At 59.4% G+C, this 14021-nt stretch carries 11 protein-coding genes and 1 pseudogene; 3 read left to right on the top strand and 9 right to left on the bottom strand.

Translation table 11 applies throughout. The annotated features are described in order from the left end of the window. The first annotated feature begins 219 nt into the window (after positions 1-219). Positions 220-2790, top strand: a complete 2571-nt coding sequence (locus KEHDKFFH_RS15595) for a GcvT family protein (protein ID WP_104322765.1) — start codon at positions 220-222, stop codon at positions 2788-2790. Positions 2791-2903: 113 nt separating this feature from the next. Continuing rightward, a complete protein-coding gene (gene gbdR / locus KEHDKFFH_RS15590; RefSeq protein ID WP_104322764.1) occupies positions 2904-4028 on the top strand; it encodes a choline metabolism transcriptional regulator GbdR in 1125 nt (374 codons plus the stop codon). Here gbdR and KEHDKFFH_RS15585 read toward each other — a convergent pair. The 7 genes from KEHDKFFH_RS15585 to KEHDKFFH_RS15555 form a co-directional block, all read right to left on the bottom strand. Beyond that, positions 4020-5756, bottom strand: a complete 1737-nt coding sequence (locus KEHDKFFH_RS15585) for a formate--tetrahydrofolate ligase (RefSeq protein ID WP_104322763.1) — start codon at positions 5754-5756, stop codon at positions 4020-4022. The genes gbdR and KEHDKFFH_RS15585 overlap by 9 nt on opposite strands. Continuing rightward, positions 5753-6667 carry a methylenetetrahydrofolate reductase gene (locus tag KEHDKFFH_RS15580; protein ID WP_104322762.1) on the bottom strand — a complete coding sequence of 305 codons (915 nt, stop codon included), beginning with the start codon at positions 6665-6667 and terminating at the stop codon, positions 5753-5755. Before KEHDKFFH_RS15580 ends, KEHDKFFH_RS15585 begins: the two co-directional genes overlap by 4 nt. 65 nt (positions 6668-6732) lie before the next feature. Beyond that, the gene (locus KEHDKFFH_RS15575; protein WP_104322761.1) at positions 6733-8094 is read right to left on the bottom strand and encodes a glycine cleavage T C-terminal barrel domain-containing protein; all 1362 of its coding nucleotides are present in this window, start codon (positions 8092-8094) and stop codon (positions 6733-6735) included. A gap of 116 nt (positions 8095-8210) precedes the next feature. Further along, a complete protein-coding gene (locus KEHDKFFH_RS15570; protein ID WP_104322760.1) occupies positions 8211-8666 on the bottom strand; it encodes a DUF4112 domain-containing protein in 456 nt (151 codons plus the stop codon). Positions 8667-8686: 20 nt separating this feature from the next. Continuing rightward, positions 8687-9334: a DsbA family oxidoreductase gene (locus KEHDKFFH_RS15565; RefSeq protein WP_104322759.1), complete on the bottom strand. Its 648-nt coding sequence runs from the start codon at positions 9332-9334 to the stop codon at positions 8687-8689. 11 nt (positions 9335-9345) lie between these two features. After that, positions 9346-10659, bottom strand: coding sequence for a DUF2252 domain-containing protein (locus tag KEHDKFFH_RS15560; RefSeq protein WP_104322758.1), 1314 nt, complete (start codon positions 10657-10659; stop codon positions 9346-9348). A gap of 56 nt (positions 10660-10715) precedes the next feature. Next, positions 10716-11579 carry a LysR substrate-binding domain-containing protein gene (locus KEHDKFFH_RS15555; RefSeq protein WP_104322757.1) on the bottom strand — a complete coding sequence of 288 codons (864 nt, stop codon included), beginning with the start codon at positions 11577-11579 and terminating at the stop codon, positions 10716-10718. A gap of 112 nt (positions 11580-11691) precedes the next feature. Here KEHDKFFH_RS15555 and KEHDKFFH_RS15550 point away from each other — a divergent pair, with 112 nt between their 5' ends. Beyond that, positions 11692-12618 (top strand): DMT family transporter, encoded by a 927-nt coding sequence (locus KEHDKFFH_RS15550; protein ID WP_104322756.1) that lies wholly within the window; start codon positions 11692-11694, stop codon positions 12616-12618. A 63-nt stretch (positions 12619-12681) separates the two neighbouring features. On the opposite strand, the gene KEHDKFFH_RS15545 is transcribed toward KEHDKFFH_RS15550, so the two are convergent. Then, positions 12682-13161, bottom strand: a complete 480-nt coding sequence (locus tag KEHDKFFH_RS15545; protein ID WP_104322755.1) for an NADAR family protein — start codon at positions 13159-13161, stop codon at positions 12682-12684. 84 nt (positions 13162-13245) lie between these two features. Then, positions 13246-13950, bottom strand: a pseudogene (mtgA, locus tag KEHDKFFH_RS15540) (monofunctional biosynthetic peptidoglycan transglycosylase). Positions 13951-14021: the final 71 nt, after the last annotated feature.

Here is a 14021-nt window from a genome sequence, read left to right as displayed (position 1 = left end):
TAAGCGAATCAAAAGAGGTACCACCATTACGATTTTGGCGCGGGCCTCACTCGAAAATCAGAATTTTCACCATTCGACGGGCCGGGTCTCTGCCGCTTTTAGACGGCTCGATGTCGTATTGGATTTACCTGCCATCAGCAATTAGAGCCACATTGATTAAAGGCCCTGCCCGAAATGCGGCAGCGCGGTGGCATTCAATGCAGGTAGAGAGGATCCAAAATGGCACAACTACCGAAACGGGCAAAAGTCGTCATCATTGGCCAGGGCGGTATCGTTGGCTCGTCGGTAGCGCACCACCTGATCGAACAAGGCTGGGATGACATCGTGGGTCTGGAAAAATCCGCGATTCCCTCAGATATCGGTTCAACTTCCCACGCATCGGATTTCTGCTTCACCACCTCCCACGACAAGCTGAACATATACACCACCAAATACAGCCAGGCGTTCTATGAAAAGCGCGGCAATTATGTGAAATGCGGCGGCATGGAAGTGGCCCGGTCTGACGACGACGAGCGGATGGACGAGCTTCGCCGCAAGGTGGGTTCCGGAAAAGCGTTCGGCACCAATGTCAGCATGATTTCGCCCAAACAGGCAAAGGAGTTGTTTCCATTACTGGACGAAAGTCAGATCCAGGGCGCCATGTGGGACCCGGATGCCGGCTTGGTGGTGCCCCGCTCCCAGAGTGTTGCCGGCGACCTGGTGGAAGAAGCCGTGGCCACCGGCAAACTGCAGGCCTTTGCCTATACGCCGGCCATCCGCATTGATGTCCAGGACGGCCAGGTACGTGGCGTGGAAACCCACAAGGGCTACATTGAGACCGAATACGTCGTTCTCTCCATGGGCATCTGGGGGCCCCTGATGGCCAACACCGCGAACGCGACCCTGCCACTGATGCCACTGGAGCATCCGTTGCTGTTTTTCGGCCCCTACGAAGAGCTCAATGGCACCGGCAAGCAGATCGTCTATCCACTGTTCCGCGACCAGGGTAATTCTGCCTATGTGCGGGACACCGGCGACCCAACCACCACCGAAGGCGGCCGTATCGAATGGGGCTATTACGAAGCGGAGAACCCACGGCTGGTCTACCCCGGCGCCATTGCGGAGCCCGGTGATGCGCGGATGTCCCCCTCAATGCGGGATCTTTCTCTGGATCAGGTGATGGATGCCTACGAAAAGGCCATTGAGATGACGCCGATCCTCGGCGAGCTGGGGTGGGAAGAGAAACACTCCTTCAATGGCCTGCTGTCCGTGACGCCGGATGGCGGTTCCCTGATGGGCGAATCGCCGGAAGTCCGTAATTTGTGGTTTTGCGAGGCAGTCTGGGTGAAGGATGGCCCGGGTGCGGGCAAGGTACTGGCGGACTGGATGACCCACGGCTCCCCACAGATGGATCCCCACAGTGTCGATATCGCGCGCCACTACCCGCTGCAGAAAACCCCGGACTTCGTGTATAACCGCTGCTACGAGACGGCCAAAAAAATCTACACCCCGGCGGTTCATCCCCGTGAACCTTACCTGACCGGTCGCAAGATGCGAACCAGCCCTTTCTACCTGCGGGAAGTGGGTCTGGGTGCTTACTTCATGGAGGCCGCGGGCTGGGAGCGTGCTCACGGTTATGCAGCCAACGAGTCCACCCTGCTGGCGAAATATCGCGACCGGATCCCGGTGCGGGAACACGAATGGGACGCTCGACACTTCTGGGAGGTATCCAACGCCGAACAGCTTGAGATGAGCGAATCTGTGGGCATGATCAATCTCTCCCATTTCGCCATCTTCGATATTTCCGGCGCCGACGCGGAAGCGCTTTTGGAATACCTGTCGGTTGCCAAAGTCGGCGGTACCACCCCCAACGGCAAAGGTGTCTACACCCATTTCCTCGACGAGCGCGGGGGCGTGCGTTCCGACCTGACCATCATTCGGCGGGGTGCGCAAGACTATCGGGTCGTCTGCGGCGGCGACACCGGCCATCGGGACTATTGCTGGATCACCCGTATGGCCCGGGAGAAGGGGCTGGACAGCATCCAGATGCGTGATCGCACCGACGAACTGGCGACCCTCGGCCTCTGGGGGCCAAAGGCCCGGGAGACATTGGCCCAGTTCGTTACCGACCCGGACCAGTTGTCCGCGGACAATTTCCCGTTTGCCACCGCCCGGGAACTGAACATTCGAGGGGTCCCGGTCTGGGCCTTCCGGATTTCCTACGTGGGCGAGCAGGGCTGGGAGCTCTATTTCCCCTTCAGCTATGGCCTGAGAATCTGGGATCTGCTCTACGATGCGGGCGTTACGCCGGTGGGCATTGAAACCTACGCCAATACCCGTCGCCTGGAGAAGAGCCTGCGACTGCAGAACGTGGACCTGGAAACGGAATACAATCTCTACGAAGCCGGTTTGCAACGGCCCAAGGTCAAGGAAGCCGATTTTCACGGCAAGGTCGCGTATTTGGAGCAGCGGGAGTGGCCCCGACAATCGGCCTACCTGTGCACCATGACCATGACCGAGCACCGGGATGCCAACGGCATTCTGCGCTACCCGGTTGGCCAATGGCCGATTCTGGACCCACAAACCGGTGAAGTGCTGGTGGATAGCCACAGTCGCCGCTCTTACAACACCAGTGTGGCCTGGGGGCCTTCAGTGGGGAAAATTATCCTGCTGGGTTACATCCCCGCCGAGTACGCCCAGGAAGGGCGTGAGCTGACCCTGGAATACTTCCAGGAGCACTTCCCTATCCGAATCGAAGCGGTGGGTTACCGGGCACTGTTTGATCCGGACAACGAGCGGGTCAAATCCTGATCACTTATTGCACGATTTAGGGGCAACAGCTAGTGTTCAGGTAGTGATGGTCGGCACAGGCAATCCCGTGGCTGGCCGTTGCGACTGGCCCAGGCAGGGCCAAGGGGGTGTTTATGACCACTGATACCGGTTCGCAAACAGACAGGCCGATTCGGCAGCCCTATCGGGTCGGCTTCCTGCTGATCGACAACTTTACCCTGATTGCCCTCGCCACGGCGGTTGAACCCCTGCGGGTGGCCAACCAGTTGGCGGGCACCGAACTCTATTCCTGGCAACTGCTCACCGCCGAGGGCGGTTACGCCCGTGCCAGTGACGGTATCACCATGGTGCCGGATGCCTCCATTCAGGAAGCGCACAGCTTTGATCTGGTCATCGTGGTTGCCGGAATTGACGTCACCCGCAGTTTCTCCCGCAGAGAAGTCCAGTGGCTGAAACAGATGGCCCGGCGGCATGTCCTGCTGGGAGCTGTCTGTACCGGCCCCTATGTGCTGGCCAGTGCCGGCCTGCTCGACGGCTACGCCTGCAGTGCCCACTGGGAATGCCTGGAAGCCATGCAGGAGGACTTTCCCCGGGTTCAGACCAACAACCGCCTGTTTACGGTCGAGCGTGAACGCATGACCTGCACCGGTGGCACAGTGCCAATGCACATGATGCTCAGCTTCCTGGCCCGGCGGCATGGCCAGGAACTCAGCAATGCCATCTCCCACATGTTTGTCTGCGACCGGGTCCGGGAAGAAAGTGAGCAACAGCCCATGCCCATGCATCCGGGCCTGGCCCGCGCGCAACCCAAGCTGGCGGAGGCGGCCCAGCTGATGGAGTCCAATATCGAAGAGCCGATCGAGCTGCAGGAACTGGCCACCCTGGCAGGCATATCGCGCCGGCAACTGGAGCGGCTGTTCCTGAAGCACATGGGGTGCACGCCGTCGCGCTATTACCTGAGAGTGCGGCTGAACCGGGCGCGCCGTCTGCTCAAGCAGACTTCCTGTTCCATCGTGGAAATTGCCTCCATGTGCGGTTTCGTCTCCGCCACCCATTTCAGCCGTTGTTATCGCAAAACCATGGGGCGCGCACCCAAGTATGAACGAATGGAAGTGTTTACTCCGGCCAGGGCCGATGGCCTCCTGACCGACACCATGGCCAGTTTGCCGTCTTCATCCCTGCAGGCCCTGAAGCGGGCCCGGACCGAGCCCACTTACGGAACCTTTGAGGATTCCCCCGAGCACACAGCCTCAGGTTAGTCCCACCACAAGGCCATTTTCATCCAGCGCAATGTCCAGGGCCGCGGGGCGCCGTGGCAGCCCTGGCATGGTCATAATGTCGCCACAAACCGCCACCACGAAGCCGGCTCCGGCCGCCAGGCGCACTTCCCGCACCGGCAACATATGCCCGGACGGCGCGCCTTTCACCGACGAATCCACAGAGAAGCTGTACTGGGTCTTGGCAATGCACACCGGTAGGTGGCCAAAGCCCAGGCTTTCGTATTCTTCCAGCTGTCGTTTGGCGACAGTTGTGAACTCCACGCTTCCGGCATGGTAGATACGGGTGGCGATGGCGCGAATCTTGTCCGCCAGGGGCAGGCTGTCCTCGTAAAGAAACTTCACCTCGGGCCTGCCCTCGTCCATCTGGTCGAGCACAGCCTGGGCCAGCTCAGTGGCGCCTTCACCACCGGTTGCCCAGTGATCTGCGGGCACTGCCCGCACGCCCAACTCCTGGCTAATGGACTGGACCAGCGCCATCTCCTCCTCGGTGTCATCCGGGAAACGGTTGATACACACCACCGGGGTCAGGCCAAACTGCTGCAGATTGCGGATATGCCGCTCAAGGTTGGCGGCCCCTTGTCGCAGCGCCGCCAGGTCGGAAATCCCCAGCTGGCTGCGGGGAATACCGCCCTGCATTTTTAGGGCCCGGATGGTGCAGACCACCACGGCGGCGTCCGGGCGTAACCCCGTGTACCGGCACTTGATATCAATGAACTTTTCCGCGCCCAGGTCGGCGCCGAAGCCGGCCTCGGTAACCACCACGTCATTCAGGGCCAGCGCAGCCCGGGTGGCAGTAACGGAATTGCAGCCATGGGCAATATTGGCAAAGGGCCCACCATGAATAAACACCGGATTGTGCTCCAGGCTCTGCACCAGGTTTGGCTGCAGGGCTTCTTTCAGCAGTACGGTGAGTGAGCCCTCGACACCCAGGTCACGAACGGTCACCGGCGACATGTCCGAACGCCGTCCAACTATGATATTTCCCAGGCGCTGTTTCAGGTCCACGCGGCCATCCGCCAGGCAAAGGATGGCCATGATTTCCGATGACACCGTGATATCGAACCCGGTTTCCCGGGGCACGCCATGGGCAGCGCCACCGAGCCCGGATACCACATTGCGCAGGGAACGATCGGTCAGGTCCAGAACCCTTCGCCAGCTGACGTAGCGCGGATCCAGGCCAGCTTCATTGCCCCAGTGAATGTGGTTGTCGATCAGTGAGGCCAGAAGATTATGGGCGGTTGAAATGGCATGAAAATCACCATTGAAATGCAGGTTGATGTCTTCCATCGGAATCACCTGGGCCCGGCCTCCGCCGGCTGCCCCGCCTTTCATGCCAAAGCAGGGCCCCAGGGACGGCTCCCGCAGACACACGGAGGAGCGCACACCCAGCCGGTTGAAGCCATCGTTCAGCCCTACACTGGTGGTGGTCTTACCTTCCCCTGCCGGGGTTGGCGTGATGGCCGTCACCAGTACCAACTTGCCTCTGGGTGCCGAGTTGGACGTATCCACGTAGGCCATGTCCAGCTTTGCCTTGTAATGGCCAAAGGGCACCAGGCTCTCCGCCGGCAAACCGAAACGCTGCTGCGCCAGCAGAAGGATCGACTGGGGCTGGACCGAACGGGCAATCTCGATATCCGGAGTGCCAGGGGGCGGAAACTCCGTAGCTGCCGGTGTCTCGGGCGTGAGTTGATGGTACTGAAAACTCATGACACCGCCTCCTTCTTGTCGTCGACAGACCCACTGTGCTCCCGAATCCATTGCGCTGACTGGCGCAGGCCTCCGAACGGAAACAGATGAATGCCCCGCAGCAGGGTCTCCGGGTTTTCCAGGCAATACTGCACCAGCGCCCGGACCATATCGTCGGGTTTCCAGGCACCCAGCATTCGGGCACTGCCAGGGCGCCGAAGCAGCATACGTGCGGATGCGCCTACCCCACACATAGCTGCATAAGCGATAAGCGTTTTAACCCGGGTTGGGCCCGCCATGCCGATATAAACGGGCACCTCTTCCAGAATGTTGCCCAGCCCCTGTAGCCAGTCGATCACCACCTCAGCGTCGAAGGTGAACTGGGTGACCACCCAGAGCCTTGTGGCAGTAGTACGGGCGTATTCGCGCTTGATGCTCAATGCCTGTGCCAGGGTTGCCCGATCCGCCCTCGGATGGCCGTCCGGATGAGCCGCAACACCGATCCCGTGGAACCGGAACTGGGCCAATAACCCCGATTCGAGCACCGCCAGAGTGTCGGGAAACGGGCCGGCCACCGCATCGCTGTCGCCCGCGATCAGCAGCAAACGGTCTACCCCGCATTCATCCAATTGGGCCAACCAGTCCCGCAACTGGCCCCGGCTCTGGGCCATTCGGGCAGGCACATGGGGCACAGGCTGCATGCCCAGATCCAGCAGACGACGGGAAGCTTCCAGCGTGTCACCGAACTGCCCCCTTGGCAGGAAGGGTACGTACACGCAGGTGCCTGCCGGCAGAAGATCCGGCACATGTTCTGTCGCCAGGATCTGGCGGGGTGTGGCCTCGATGGACGCCGAGCGCACCAGATCACGAAACAGTGCTGCTGCCTCCTCATCGGGCCGATTGAATGCCTGTTGCTCTCTCACCAGTGTCATAACCGCGCACCCCATTGCCAACGGTGTTTACCAGACAGCTGCTATCGCCGGTCCTTCCCGCTCTGTTAATCGGCGAAGTCAATTCCCTTGGCCCGGGCTCTTTCGCGGGCGTTGGGATTCACCGAAGGCCGGAAGGGTACTTCTACCACTTCCGCCTCCACAGCGGTTGAGCCATCCGCCGCGGCGTATTCCACAGGAAGATGCACAGTCAGCCGCGTGCCGACGACTCTAAGGTCAAACGGCACGTAAGCCAGCGCGATGTTGGTCTCAAGCTCCGGGGAGTACCAGGGGGAGGTAACATAGCCCTCCGGGTCGCCGCCGTCCGGGCCGCTGATCAGCCAGAAATCGTTGGAGTAGTCAGTCACCTTGCCGCCGCCAAAACGGATGCCCACCATGATGTGGCTGAAAGGCGGGCGACCGGCGTCCAATTGCTCACGGACCTGCTCAAGCTTTTGCTTGCCGATGTAATCGGCCTCCTTGTTGCGCGGCACCTGGTAAGCCAGGTTGCACTGGAACGGCAGGGTTTCCTGATCCACATCCTGCCCCCAGGACAGAATACCCGCGGCAATCCGGCGATGGTGGGCAGGCGCGATGACCCGGAGGTTGTGGGGCTCGCCCGCCGCGAGCACGGCGTACCAGAGGTCCTCGGCATATTTGGTGGCATCCTTGAGGTAAATCTCGTACCCCTTCTCTCCGGTAAAGCCGGTCTGGGAAACGATCACGTCGTGGCCGGCCACCTGGCCTTCCATCAAGCCGTAGTAGGGAATGTCCCGAACGGCGTCGCCAAACAGGTCCGCCATCAGGGCTTCAGACTTGGGCCCCTGAATCTGCACGGGCGCCACATCGATTTCCGCAATGGTGACATTGAATCCCATGCCAACGTTTACGCCCCGCATCCACAGCTCAAGATCACTGTCGGAGAGCGAAAACCAGAACTCGTCCTCGGCGACCCGCAGCAGAACAGGATCATTGATGATGCCGCCCTCTTCGTTGCACAGAATGACGTACTTGCCACGCATGGGCTTGATCTTGGTCGCATCCCGGGTGATCACGTAATTCACGAACCTCTCGGCATCCGGGCCTTTGACCTGGATCTGACGCTCAACCGCCACGTTCCACATGGTGACGTCGTGGATCAGCGACTCGTATTCCAGCATGGCACCGCCGTCTTCCGGGCGGACATAACCCCGGGGGTGGTACATACGGTTGTAGACCGTCGCCCGCCAGCAGCCAGCCTCGTAGGCGAGATGCCAGTACGGTGACTTTCGAACCCGGGTGGAAATCAGCATCTCCACCGGCGTGGGGCCGGATTGGCGCAAGTTGATGGGAACGCGCCGATCAGACTGGTCGACGCTGTCGGGCTGGCGTGCAGCACCGGCCCGTTGTTGTGGATAATCCAGAAGTGCTTGCTCGAATTTAACAGCCATTGCTATCTCCCCCTTGCCGGGTTGTCGATAGCCCTAATGTGGCCCTCTTTGATCTTTTCGGAAGGAACCAATACGACACTGAGTCGACTAAAAACGTCAGAGGTGCCGCAGCCGTTCTAAAGGATCAACGTCAAACCACCGGTAACAACAGCGAACAGAATAGATAGCCAGATCACGGTCATCCAGGGGAACGGCGGTGGGGGTGGTTCAATCGCCAACTCTTTTTCCAGGTAGTTTCTGAGCAGGCGGGTGTTGCGGGTGTTGGCTTTGTATACCGCGTCAAAGGCATCACCCACCACCGGCAGCAGGCCACCCAGGAAATCAATGCCCATGTTGCGCAGCATGCGAAGCTTAACAGTCTTACTGGCGCCCGCCCGTTGCGCCTCCAACAGCACGTAGCCGGCGAGCACCAGCCCGGCGACGTCTCCCACCACAGGCAGCAAGCCAATCACAGCCTCTGCACCAATCCGTACATTGGTAAACGGAATCGCAATGTTGCTGTCGGTAAACCGGCTGAATTTATCCAGCCGCTCGAGAATGGCTCTTTGCCTGGCTTCGGAAGGTTTCGGCATGTCTTCTCCAGTTCAGGTGCTCATTCAGGCTTTGCGCCGATTTCCTCGAACGCCTGTACCAGGGTGTCGGGTTCCTGGGCGCCAGAGATCAGGTACTTACCGTTCACGATGAATGCCGGCACAGCAGAAACGCCGGCCTGCTGATAGGTGGCTTCGTCCTCCCGGACCACATTGGCGAATTCATCAGAATCCAGAATTTGCTTGGCCCTGGCGCGATCCAGCCCGATGCTTTCGACGCAGCCCAGCAACACGTTCGGGTCTGAAACATCCTCTGCCTTTCCGAAATAGGCCTCGAACAGCGCCTGCTTCATCTCCGTCTGTTTGCCCTGCTCACCGGCCCACTTGACCAGACGATGGGCATCGAAGGTGTTGCAGGTGAAGCGTTCCTGCATTTTCTCAAAGTTCAGGCCCAGGTCCTTCGCAATCGTCATCATCTGGTCCTGAGTGGCGCGCATCTCATCCTCGCTGCGGCCGTACTTGCGGGCCAGCGCCGGCAATATCGGCTCACTCTCGCCAGTGTGATCCGGATTGAGTTCGAAGGCATGCCATTGGAGCCCAAACTCGTACTCGGGCGCCAACTGTTTCATGGCCTGCTCCAGGCGCGCATAACCAATCGCGCACCAGGGGCAGGCGATATCTGAAACTATGTCGATTTGGATCTTTTGCATGGGGAATCCTGTCAATTGGTGGACGGTTCAAAAGCATCAAGAAAGGTCTGGAAATCCCGTTCCACACACTCCGCATAGTGGGTGGCAATCGCTCCCACCAAGGTAACAAATTCGCCCTCCCTGTCTTTCGTCAGTCTCTGCAGGGACTTTTCGAACATGAACGGCTGGTCCGGATTCAGGTGGCGGCTGGCGCGCTTGTGCTCGGTGGCCAGGATTTCACCCCAGGTGCCGGCCATCTTCAGGAAGTGCTTTTTCTTATCAAGCTTCTCAGTCGGAAAATCATCCTTGAAGGGTGACCGTTCCCTGACCGAGAACACTTGCCCCTCATATTCAAGCCAGCCAAGGTAACGGTCCGGATGCTCTGACAGGGCGCGGAATGCCGCTTCGTGCCTCACGCCCTCATTGGGATAGACACGCCGGTAGGCCTGCAGTTCCGGTTCTGACATGGCAAGCAACAAGGCCGGCCCACCCTGCTCCTTGATGTCGAGGATGATGTCATCATTCTGCGACCCGTCCTCGCCTTCAATCAGGGCATAGAATCGCATGGTGCCAAGGGAGCCTGTGCCGGCACTGATACGGCGAACCACATCCTTGAGCCGGTAAAAGTCATGCTTGCCGCCCTGTTCTCTTTCTTTTCTGTAGGCCTCGAACGATGCCACGAACTGTTTGCGGGCGACCGGAGACAAACGCTTGAGCTTGGGGTTGCTGGCATCGAAAGCCCGTTTGCCGTTTTTTTGCAGGCGCGTCCACTTATCGAGCATGCGCTTGCGGTCCTTCTTGCGACCAACCTTCTGCAGAAATTTCTTCAGCGGCTTGCCGGTGGTATCTGCGGTGTAATGCACTTCCCGCTCCAGATCACCCTTGCTGTAGTCAGTTGCAGTCTTTAGATAGCCTTTCACCAGAGCATTAAGGGCCTTGGCGCAGGTGGATTCATCAAAGCTGCCATTGGCCCGCGTATCGAGCACAAGGCTGATCGCCAACCGCCAGAGATCGTACTGGTAATCCGACACCACGGCGTCATCAAAGTCGTCCAGCCCGTAAATCACGTCGCCGTCGTGATTGGCGAAGGCCCCGAAGTTATACACATGGGCATCACCCTGTATCCACGTCTGGGTGCCGGCCACCCCACCAAACAGGGCAAACCGCCAGTCGTTATACATGTCCTGCCAGAACAGATGGCTGGTGCCACGGAAAAACCGGTAGGGCGATTCAGCCATGGCCGCAAACTTTTTCTTGCGTGCCGGTGCATCAAGCTCGGCGTTGTTCTCGTTGATCGCTTGAATGACCTGTTGATCGCGGTTGTGAAGCGTCAGATCCTTGATCATATTCAGCTCTCTTGGGAAGTTTTCGCACAATGGATCCAGCCTAACATGGAGACTGGTCAGCCATCTCCCGCCAGATGCTCCCGGATCAGCTCCGCCATCTGCCGTGCAGGTTCCGTCGGGCGGCCCGATGGCCGATGCAGCGCCATCTCGATGGACTGCAGGGCCGGCATACCGCTTCGTTCGTCCAGAACACGCAACTGGGGCGTGAGCATATCGCGGGTTACCGGCACCACCGCCAATCCGGCCACTACCACTGGCATCAGCCCCGTCATCGACTGACTTGAGTAGGCCAGGCGCCATTGCCGACCCGCAGAAAACAGCGCCTGCTCCGCCACCTCCCTGAACACATCAGCGCCCGGTGAGTAGAGCGCAAGAGGAACAGGATCTGTGAGGGACGGCTGTTTCTCGGCGCCCACGGCCCACACCAGTGGCTCCCGGCGAATCACCTCGCCCCCGGGAGAACGGGTCTGGCGTGTTACAACCGCCAGATCCAGCTCACCGGCCTGCACCTGCTGTAAGAGCCTGACGCTCGAACCACAGATAACCTGAAGCTGAACCGCCGGAAACAACTGGCTGAAGTGGGAAAGAACGGAGGTCAGCAAAAACGCATAGTCTTCAGGGATACCCAGGCTCAGCTGTCCTGAAACCTGCCGCTGCCGGAGCGAATCCAGTGCCTCGTTGTTAAGGGCCAGCATCTTCCGGGCGTAGTCGAGCAATTGCTCGCCCTCGGCGGTAAACCGTATTCGCCGGCCCTCTCGCTCGTGAAGGGGCACTTCCAACAAGGCCTCCAGACGATGCAACTGCATGCTCACGGTTGACTGGGTATAAGCAAGCCGGTCTGCGGCAGCGGTAACCGTTCCGGTATCGGCAATGGCCACCAGCGTTTGCAGCACGTTCAGATCAAGAATCCGGGGACGCAAACCATCATCTCCTGTGATGTTTTTGATCAAAAACCGTTGTTTTTGTGATGCTTAAACCGAGTATATCCTGCCACTGTCAAATCGCAACACACCGGCTATAGGAGGACTGCCCATGAGGATTCTGAACGCGACCATCGGTCTGCCAAACATCCTGAGCATCATCGCGGCTCTGGTTGCCGTGGTGCTCTGGGCGGTGGCCCCCTTGCTCGTCGATGCAGCGCAGTCCATCCCGCCCTTCCAGCTTACGACCATCGCCCTGATCAGTGGCGCGCTGGCGGTGCTGCCCATGAGTTTCCGGGGGCGCGAAGCGCGCAGATCTGTGAAAGTGTCCTGGCAATGGCAACTGGTGATTTTCGGTCTTGTGCCTTTGCTGGTACTGGGGGCGGTCGGCGCCTATCTGGCCGGTTTGGGCATGGCGCCCACGGCAGAGGCGTCTCTGATCACCTATACCTGGCCGGTGATGTTCATCCTGATCAGCCAGTGGGCTTTCCATCGGCGGATCGCCCTCCCGGTTGTTGCAGGGGCACTGATTGCCTTTTCCGGGGCGGCTTTGCTGCTGGGCCCGGAGGCCCTGAGTAATGGTTTCTCAGGCAATCTGACTGGTTACGGATTGGCTCTTCTGGCCGGAGGGTGCTGGGCCCTGTATTCGTGGATATGCCAGGCAACACCCGTAGCGATCGCTCCGGTAATGCCCGGCCTGTTCCTTCTGGCAGGCGCCGGCGCGGCCGCCGCAGATACCGTTTCCGGTTCCGCCCATGCGCTGCCTACAGGGACCGCGCTTGCCGCTGGTGTCGCCCTGGGCCTGGGGCCATACGGACTGGCCATGGTGGCCTGGGATCTCGCCCTTCGGAAGGGGCCTACAGCCCTGGTGGGCAGCCTCGCCTATGCGGTGCCTGTACTGGCCGCTCTTTTCCTGGTACTGGCAGGAATTGCCGCGCCAGACTGGCGGCTTCCGCTGGCTGCGATACTCGTAGTTCTGGGATCGCTGGTGGCCGCCGGCGAAATCAACCCGGACTCGTCACCGAATTCCTGTTACTGAGTCGATCGTCCTCCAGGAGAACGCATGCCTTATCCAGCAGCAGGTTCAGTGCCTTGTTAACAATTAACTCTGCGCTGCCTGCTCCTCCCGCAGTTTTGCCCTCACATTCATCAACACCTTCCCATAACGGTTTTCGCCCCTCCGATCCCGACCACAGCCCCAGAAATAATCGAAATTGCTGTTTTCAACGATTTTTGTGTCACCGGTATCCAGCAGAGCTTCCGCCAGCTCGGGGTGGGTGCGGCAGCGCACGTAGATCCCCCGCGTCATAACGGTTTCGCGCACCTGCTTCCAATCCCGCCGCAGGCTCTTGTAGCGCTTGCGTCCGAGCTTTCCGGCCTTGCCGGGCGTATCGGCCTTGCGCACCTTTTCCTGGCGGTTGTCGTCGGTGAACTTCATGCCCTGGAAATAGTGTTCCACGGTTGGCCAGACTTTGCCTTCCAACTCGAAACTGTAGGGGGCATGGGTACCCAGAGGGTTTTCCGGGTCGGTTCGTGACATAAACAGGTCGTTTTCGCCATTGTCGTCAGGGAAAAGAGCCATTGTTGCGATCCTTGAGAAGAGAAGTGGTATTGAGTTCGCCCAGTATCAACGAGTCAAAGCCAATGGTCACGCCAATAAATCTGCTCATCTGCCAGACTCGAGATCTCTCAGATATCCAGCACCAAGCTGTGCAATCTGGCCCCGAATCCAGACCACTCGCTCCAACACATACGAGGATGGCGGGTTGACACGCAAAACGTTCGGATTCGGGAGCACGGCCGCGAGCAGAGCGGCCTGGTACTCAGTGAGGTGACGGGCAGGCTTGCCGAAATAGGCCTGGCTGGCGGCTTCAACTCCATAAATACCGGGACCAAACTCCGCAATGTTCAGATAGACTTCCAGCACCCGCTGCTTTGGCCAGAGGCCGTCTATAACAAGCGCCAAACCCGCCTCAATGGCCTTGCGGATAAAACTACGCCCGTTCCAGAGAAAGAGGTTCTTGGCCGTTTGCTGGGTGATGGTGCTCGCCCCTCGAAGCCCCTCACCCGCCCTGTATTCGGACAAAGCCTGGCGAATGGCTTCAAAATCCACGCCCACATGATGCGGGAAGCGCTAATCCTCGCTGGCAACCACCGCCAGCGGCATCCAGGGAGAGATCTCGCGCATGGGCACCCATTCCTGAGCGAGGGATTTGCCCGTGCTTTGAAGCTGATAGCCCAGCATGAAGGCCGACGTGGGTGGATTCACAAACCGCAACATCAGAACGATCAACAGGATCAGTACGATAGCGCCACCACATAGCAGCGAAAACCATCGCAAGAGCTTGCGGGCGCCTGATGCTCTGGTCATCTATTCAAGCCTTCATCCTGGTGCGAGCGAGTTTCCGGCCATAATTGACCAACGGTCCGAAGAACGCGCAA

The sequence above is a fragment of the Marinobacter maroccanus genome, from assembly GCF_002933275.1.
Lineage (GTDB): Bacteria > Pseudomonadota > Gammaproteobacteria > Pseudomonadales > Oleiphilaceae > Marinobacter > Marinobacter maroccanus.
Note: the sequence above shows the minus strand (reverse complement) of the source record. Positions and strands in the feature narration are given on the sequence as shown.

Bases quoted from the DNA above. Each gene is read 5' to 3' on its own strand.
- KEHDKFFH_RS15545 (WP_104322755.1), bottom strand. From the start codon at position 13,161: ATGGCTCTTTTCCCTGACGACAATGGCGAAAACGACCTGTTTATGTCA.
- KEHDKFFH_RS15570 (WP_104322760.1), bottom strand. From the start codon at position 8,666: ATGCCGAAACCTTCCGAAGCCAGGCAAAGAGCCATTCTCGAGCGGCTG.
- KEHDKFFH_RS15595 (WP_104322765.1), top strand. From the start codon at position 220: ATGGCACAACTACCGAAACGGGCAAAAGTCGTCATCATTGGCCAGGGC.
- KEHDKFFH_RS15575 (WP_104322761.1), bottom strand. From the start codon at position 8,094: ATGGCTGTTAAATTCGAGCAAGCACTTCTGGATTATCCACAACAACGG.
- KEHDKFFH_RS15565 (WP_104322759.1), bottom strand. From the start codon at position 9,334: ATGCAAAAGATCCAAATCGACATAGTTTCAGATATCGCCTGCCCCTGG.
- KEHDKFFH_RS15560 (WP_104322758.1), bottom strand. From the start codon at position 10,659: ATGATCAAGGATCTGACGCTTCACAACCGCGATCAACAGGTCATTCAA.
- KEHDKFFH_RS15550 (WP_104322756.1), top strand. From the start codon at position 11,692: ATGAGGATTCTGAACGCGACCATCGGTCTGCCAAACATCCTGAGCATC.
- KEHDKFFH_RS15585 (WP_104322763.1), bottom strand. From the start codon at position 5,756: ATGAGTTTTCAGTACCATCAACTCACGCCCGAGACACCGGCAGCTACG.
- KEHDKFFH_RS15580 (WP_104322762.1), bottom strand. From the start codon at position 6,667: ATGACACTGGTGAGAGAGCAACAGGCATTCAATCGGCCCGATGAGGAG.
- gbdR (WP_104322764.1), top strand. From the start codon at position 2,904: ATGACCACTGATACCGGTTCGCAAACAGACAGGCCGATTCGGCAGCCC.